The organism is Thermodesulfobacteriota bacterium (genome assembly GCA_035559815.1).
In the GTDB taxonomy this organism is placed as follows: domain Bacteria; phylum Desulfobacterota_D; class UBA1144; order Nemesobacterales; family CSP1-2; genus DATMAT01.
In genome coordinates this window covers 1-5,881 of record DATMAT010000048.1, presented here as the reverse complement: position 1 = coordinate 5,881, position 5,881 = coordinate 1, and the positions used below count along the sequence as shown (strand labels likewise).

The following is a 5,881-nucleotide window of genomic DNA, read 5'->3' as shown; positions in this document are numbered from 1 at the left end:
GTAAATCCCTTCGCTTTCCTCTCCGCCCCTGTCTCCATAACCGCCTTGTAAAACTCATGCCTGGGAATTATTCGTAACATTTGACCAAAAATACTGCTATACTTGTTCACGGGATGCCTCCTTCAGGTGGTTGTTTTGTTGCAAATAAATCAATTCTACCTGTTGGAGCTCCCTTCCCTTAAAACCTATTTTGGACAGATATGATATCCATCCTATTTTTTCATTGGTGATAATTTGTGTTAGTTAGTGGCTGATTCTTATTTTATAGAGATTGAATCATACGCAGTTTTAAAGGCATACAGGGCCTGCTCGATATGCTCTTCCCTATGCGTTGCCATAAGGGTTGCACGGATGCGGCATTTTCCAGGAGGTACAGAAGGAGGACGAACAGCCGGAGTAAACACTCCATTTTCTCGAAGCACACGGGCGAAATCCAGAGCAGGTTGGGCATCTCCAATCAAGACCGGTATGACGGCGGAATCGGATGAAAGAATTTTAAGGCCAATCTTTACGAGCCCTGACTTGAATGTATCTATAAGACGCCATAGGTACTTTCTTCTCTCCGGTTCGGACTCGATGATATCGATGGCGGTTAGCGAGGCAGCTAGTGAACTTGCCGGTAGCGATGTATCAAAGATGTAAGATCGGGCACGGTTTCTGAGAAAATCGGTCAGTTTTCTGCTGCCGCAGACATATCCTCCCAGGGATCCGACCGCTTTGGATAGTGTGCCCATAACGATGGGAACTCTATCTTCAACGCCAAAGTGCTCCGTAGCCCCGCTTCCCCTATTTCCTAGGACTCCGGTTGCGTGTGCTTCATCTATCATCAGCATGCAGCCGTAGTGTTCGGCAAGCTCTACTATTTGCGGAAGGGGCGCCAGGTCTCCGTCCATGCTGAACACTGTGTCCGTAACGATGAGCTTCTTAACTTTCTGCGACCGGTCTGAGGAGAGCAGATGTTTAAGATGCTCCACGTCACAGTGCTTATATATTCTTGCCTCTGCCCGGGAAAGACGGCATCCGTCGATGATGGATGCATGGTTAAGCTCGTCGCTGTATATTACATCGCCTGGGCCAACCAGGGCGGATATAGTGCCTATATTTGCGAGGTAGCCTGAGCTGAAAAGTATCGCTGCCTCCGTCTTCTTGAAATTGGCAATCCTCTCTTCTAGCTCTCTATGTAGGTCGGAGCTTCCGCTTACCAGCCTGGAGCCACCCGAGCCTGTTCCATATTTTTCCAGGGCTTTAATAGCCGCTTCTTTTACTTTAGGGTCGGTGGTGAGACCTAGATAGTTGTTCGAGCCGAGGAGGATGTACTGCTTACCGTCGATCAAAATCTCGGGAGACTGCCCGGTTTGAAGCTCCGTGAGCACACGAAATAAATTCTTATCACGAATTTGTCTTAATTCTTCCTCGATCCAGTGAAGTGGCTCATTCATGTTGGAGTCTGGTTATCAATGTAGAGACGCGTTGCCATGCGTCTCTACATTGATTATTCTTCAGTGGCTTTCTTTATAGATTTGTACGTAACCCTGAGCAGCTTCCTAAGGTCATCGATTGGGATTCCGATTGGAGGCATAAGAACAACAACGTTTCCAAGGGGGCGAATCAACACCTCTTCCTCCATTGCCAGCTCGGCCACCCTCCACCCCATCTTCATCTTTAATGGATACGGTCCTTTTGTTTCTTTATCCTCAACCAGTTCTATTCCCACCATCAAGCCTTTATTTCTTACGTCTCCTACATGCTTCAGTCCTCTGAACTCCTTGAGCTCCTCTTCGAGGAACCGTATTTTCTCCGGTAATTTTTGGAGCGTGTTGTAGTTCCGAAAAGCCTCAAGGTTTCCCAGCCCGGCGGCGCAGGATATCGGATTCCCGGCATAGCTGTGTCCGTGGAAGAAGGTTTTAAATTCCTCGTAATCACCGAGGAAGGCATCGTAGATTTCCTGAGTTACAATAGTTGCGGAAAGAGGCAGGTACCCTCCGGTCATTCCTTTTCCCAGAACCATGATATCCGGGGTTACATTCTCATGTTCGCAGGCAAACATCTTCCCCGTCCTCCCAAACCCGGTGGCCACTTCGTCGAGTATCATAAGTACTTCATACCGGTCGCAATACTCACGGACTTTCCTGAGATAGCCCTCGGGTGAGACAATCATTCCGCCGGCAGCCTGGACATAAGGCTCAAAAATTACCGCGGCAATCTCTTCGTGATATTCGGATAGGATTTTTTCAACCTCATCAGCGCAGGCAATGTTACATGAGGGGTACGTTTTTCCAAGCGGGCATCTGTAGCAATAGTAGGAAGGAGCCTTGAAGCTCTCAAAAAGCAGCGGTCTAAACGTGGCGTGAAATAGGTCGATTCCCCCTACCGATACCGCACCCAGGGTATCTCCGTGGTACCCGTTTTCCAGAGAAACGAATTTTGTCTTCTTTGTTTTGCCCTTATGCTGCCAGTACTGAAAGGCCATCTTGATCGACACTTCTACTGCGCTCGCCCCGTCGCCCGAGTAGAACACCTTTTTCAAGCCGGGAGGGCAAAGCTCAACCAGCTCTTTAGCAAGCTCCGCTGCAGGCGGGTTGGTGATTCCGAGAAGGGTGCTGTGGCCCAGCTTCTCTACTTGGTCCTTGATCGCACTATCAATTTCCGGCACCTTATGGCCGTGAATATTGACCCAGAGTGAGGATACGCCGTCTATATATTTCCTGCCCTCCGTATCAACGAGGTAGACCCCTTCCGCCCCCTCGATTACAATCGGCTCCTTTTCCTCATACTCTTTCATCTGAGTGAAAGGATGCCAGACGAAATCTTTGTCGTATTCTCCGAGCTTCTTCGTACGGTCGGACATTTCGATTTCGGATTTGAGACCTCGGATTTCGGAATAAAAGAAATTTAACTAGCTACTGACAATTAAGCTCCAATGACCAAATCACAAATTCCAAACCATGCTTTTTTGTGATTTAGAATTTGTATTCTCATTCGTAGCTAAACATGTTTTTAAATCTGCAATCTGCATTCCGAAATTGGAAATTAAACATCTCTTCTCACCGGCATTTGGAGGTCATCCAGCATGCGCAGGTCTTCCTCGGGCGGACGGCCGGGAGTGGTAAGGTAGTTGCCAAGGATCATGGCGTTTGCGCCGGCTAAGAGTCCCATTGCTTGGAGGTCGCGAAGGGTAACCTCTCTGCCGCCAGCGGTCATCAGAATCTTGTCCGGAAGTATGAGCCGGAATATGGATATTGTCTTAACCGCTTCAAACGGCGATACCATGGGGAGATCACCGAAAGGAGTGCCCGGTCTGGGGTTCAGAAAGTTTATGGGAACCCAGCTTGGGTCCAATTCCTTGATCTCGAAAGCTAACTCAATCCTTTGCCTTACCGACTCGCCCATTCCCATTATCCCGCCCGAGCACAAATTCATGCCCGCCTTTTTGACCAGCTTTGCCGTTCTCACCCGGTCATCATAGGTGTGGGTTGTGCAAACGTTTGGGAAATAGCTGCGACAGGTTTCGAGATTATGGTTGTACCGCCAGACGCCGTGCTCTTTGAGGGTAAATGCTTGCTCTTCGGTTAGCTCTCCTAGAGAGCATCCAATCTTTAGGCCGGTGTTTTCTCTCAGTAGGTCTACCGCTTCCAGCACCTTCTTGAAGATTCGGGGCGTGGGGCCTTTTGCGCTTATGACTATACAAAAATCCATAGCCCCCATTCTTTCTGCCTGTTGAGCGGCCTTTAATATCATCTCCGCCGCCATCAGAGGATGGGCATTTATCTGGGTGTCATAATGCACGGATTGGGAACAAAATGAGCAGTCTTCAGGGCAGTTGCCGGTCTGTGCGCTAATGATGGAGCGCAAGAAAACACCGTCTCCCTTGTACTTGAGTGTGACCTTCCTGGCTAGTGAAATAAGGTCGGGAACCTGCTCCTTTGGTATCTCGGTTAACCCAAGGGCTTCATCAAAAGTGACGGACTCATCTCTCTCTAACAGCTTTTCCCTGATTATATCTAGCGTGCTAATCTTAGCCCTCCACAATCAAGTGGTAAATCTATTTAACTGAAAGCTCTATTGTTGTCAACCAAATCCAGATCATGGAATCATCTGCTCAGGTATGCAATGATTTTAACGGAGTATTTACACACTACTTCTTCATTCGAATTTGTATTTTTGCCATTTTGCCGCTTTTGACCGTGACCTCGGTAACGGTTGACTCGAATCCCTCGGCACTACATGCGATTTTATATCTACCCGCTGCGGGTACGGATAAGGAGAACTCACCATTATCATTTGTCAGTGCGGCAATATCCGGAAGCGGTACGGGGCCTTCGGTGAAATAGACTCGAGCTAAGGGGACCGGCTTGCCACCGGGGTCTTTAACCAGGCCAGAGATTATATTCCCGGTTTGTGGCATTTGAGTGGCTCCTAACGGGACCGGGTGATACGGTTAGTCCGGGTTAAAAAAGCGACGACTGGGCAGCTTTCAATCTGAATCGGTCTTTTTCCTATGCCAGCCAGGCTTGCATATTATTGTATACGGCATTTGTAATTCTGGTACCCGAATTAACGGTAGCATCACCACCGATTCCGTAGGCATGGATAGCGACGGCATAGCGGTCACCGTTTATGATTTGGTAAACCGCACTGCCGCTCTGCCCTCCCATAGTGTCGATATCATAAAATACCTTCAGGCTGTTTACTGAATTAATCCGGCGGGCGTGATACCACTGGGTGCCGCTGGGTTTATCCCCGGGATAGCCGGAGAGGTTACCAGTAGCCGCTAGCAATTCCGCGTCCGTGTAAACACCGAATCCTATCCACCCCACCGTGTTACCTAAATCCGTCGGTAGGATGATTGCACCGTAGTCGTAGTTTGGGTCTCCTTTTTCGGTCCAGCCGGTGACGGAGCGAAAGCTGGTGCTGGTCACGGAACCATAGGGAAGGTTGCTGCCGTTACGTCCGGGCATGACCACGATCTTTTTGACCCAGCCGTCTCGTCCCGGCACTCCGCTGTTCTTTATATAAACACAATGACCCGCGGTCATGAGCGTACGCGGCCCGATGAACCATCCGGTGCCGATCCACATCGAATTGTCTGCTCCGGTTATCATTAGAGAGCAGTGCACACGCCAGGGATATGCGGAGGTGTTGGTGATCTGGATGCGGTCGTCGGCGCCGATTACCGTCTCCGGGGTGGCAATTATACCCTTAGCCTTGGGGGGCGGGGGTCCGAAGGAAGCCTCCCCGATATCGCGCAGGAGGGGACCCTTGGGCAAGGCCAGGAATTTAGCCACCATATTCTCCGGGACTTTGATTCGTTTATACTCCTTAACCGCTTCGGTTCCGTCATCATTAACCTTTCCCTTTTTGGGATTAACCCCCTCCATGGGCGGTTTGGAAACCGTTTTGCTTATTACCGCTTCCTCTGGGTCGTTTGAGACCGGTGTGTGCCAACCGGTGGAAGTGGGTGATTTCTTCTTTGCCGCCATTTCCAAAGCCTCCTTATACAGTTGAAGAATTTAGGAGCGAAGTTTCTTCAATTATTACTCCCTTTCGGTCAAAATTCTTGAATGCTCTCTTATAAGACAGTTCTTATCACGGATACATCATGATTTCAATAGTTAGGAAATTTCGGTAGCCCTTTTGGAGAATATTGAACATAGGATGAAGGAATTGTTTAGATGACATACGAAAGTCTTGACAACATAACTTCTAGAAACGAAATTGCTTCGTCCAGGAATTTAACCATTCCCGTTACTCACCCTTCGTCTCCGCTCAGGGTGAGTGGCACGGTGTTGGTGTAAGTTTTAGCTCTGCCATCACGGTGAGCGCAGTCGAACCATCATGGTGAGTCCTTCGATAAACTGTTATGGTTACTATCCAGTTCTTC

General features: G+C 49.0%; 5 protein-coding genes. All 5 read right to left on the bottom strand.

The annotated features are described in order from the left end of the window. Window positions 1-257: 257 nt before the first annotated feature. Complete coding sequence (bioF, locus tag VNN20_12645; protein HWP93034.1) at window positions 258-1,439, bottom strand: 8-amino-7-oxononanoate synthase; 1,182 nt, start codon at window positions 1,437-1,439, stop codon at window positions 258-260. 53 nt (window positions 1,440-1,492) lie between these two features. Beyond that, window positions 1,493-2,848, bottom strand: a complete 1,356-nt coding sequence (bioA, locus tag VNN20_12640; protein HWP93033.1) for an adenosylmethionine--8-amino-7-oxononanoate transaminase — start codon at window positions 2,846-2,848, stop codon at window positions 1,493-1,495. A 182-nt stretch (window positions 2,849-3,030) separates the two neighbouring features. Continuing rightward, a complete protein-coding gene (bioB, locus tag VNN20_12635; protein ID HWP93032.1) occupies window positions 3,031-4,029 on the bottom strand; it encodes a biotin synthase BioB in 999 nt (332 codons plus the stop codon). A 106-nt stretch (window positions 4,030-4,135) separates the two neighbouring features. Then, window positions 4,136-4,405 carry a carboxypeptidase-like regulatory domain-containing protein gene (locus VNN20_12630; protein HWP93031.1) on the bottom strand — a complete coding sequence of 90 codons (270 nt, stop codon included), beginning with the start codon at window positions 4,403-4,405 and terminating at the stop codon, window positions 4,136-4,138. Between the two features lie 91 nt (window positions 4,406-4,496). Continuing rightward, window positions 4,497-5,480, bottom strand: coding sequence for a serine protease (locus VNN20_12625; protein HWP93030.1), 984 nt, complete (start codon window positions 5,478-5,480; stop codon window positions 4,497-4,499). Window positions 5,481-5,881: the final 401 nt, after the last annotated feature.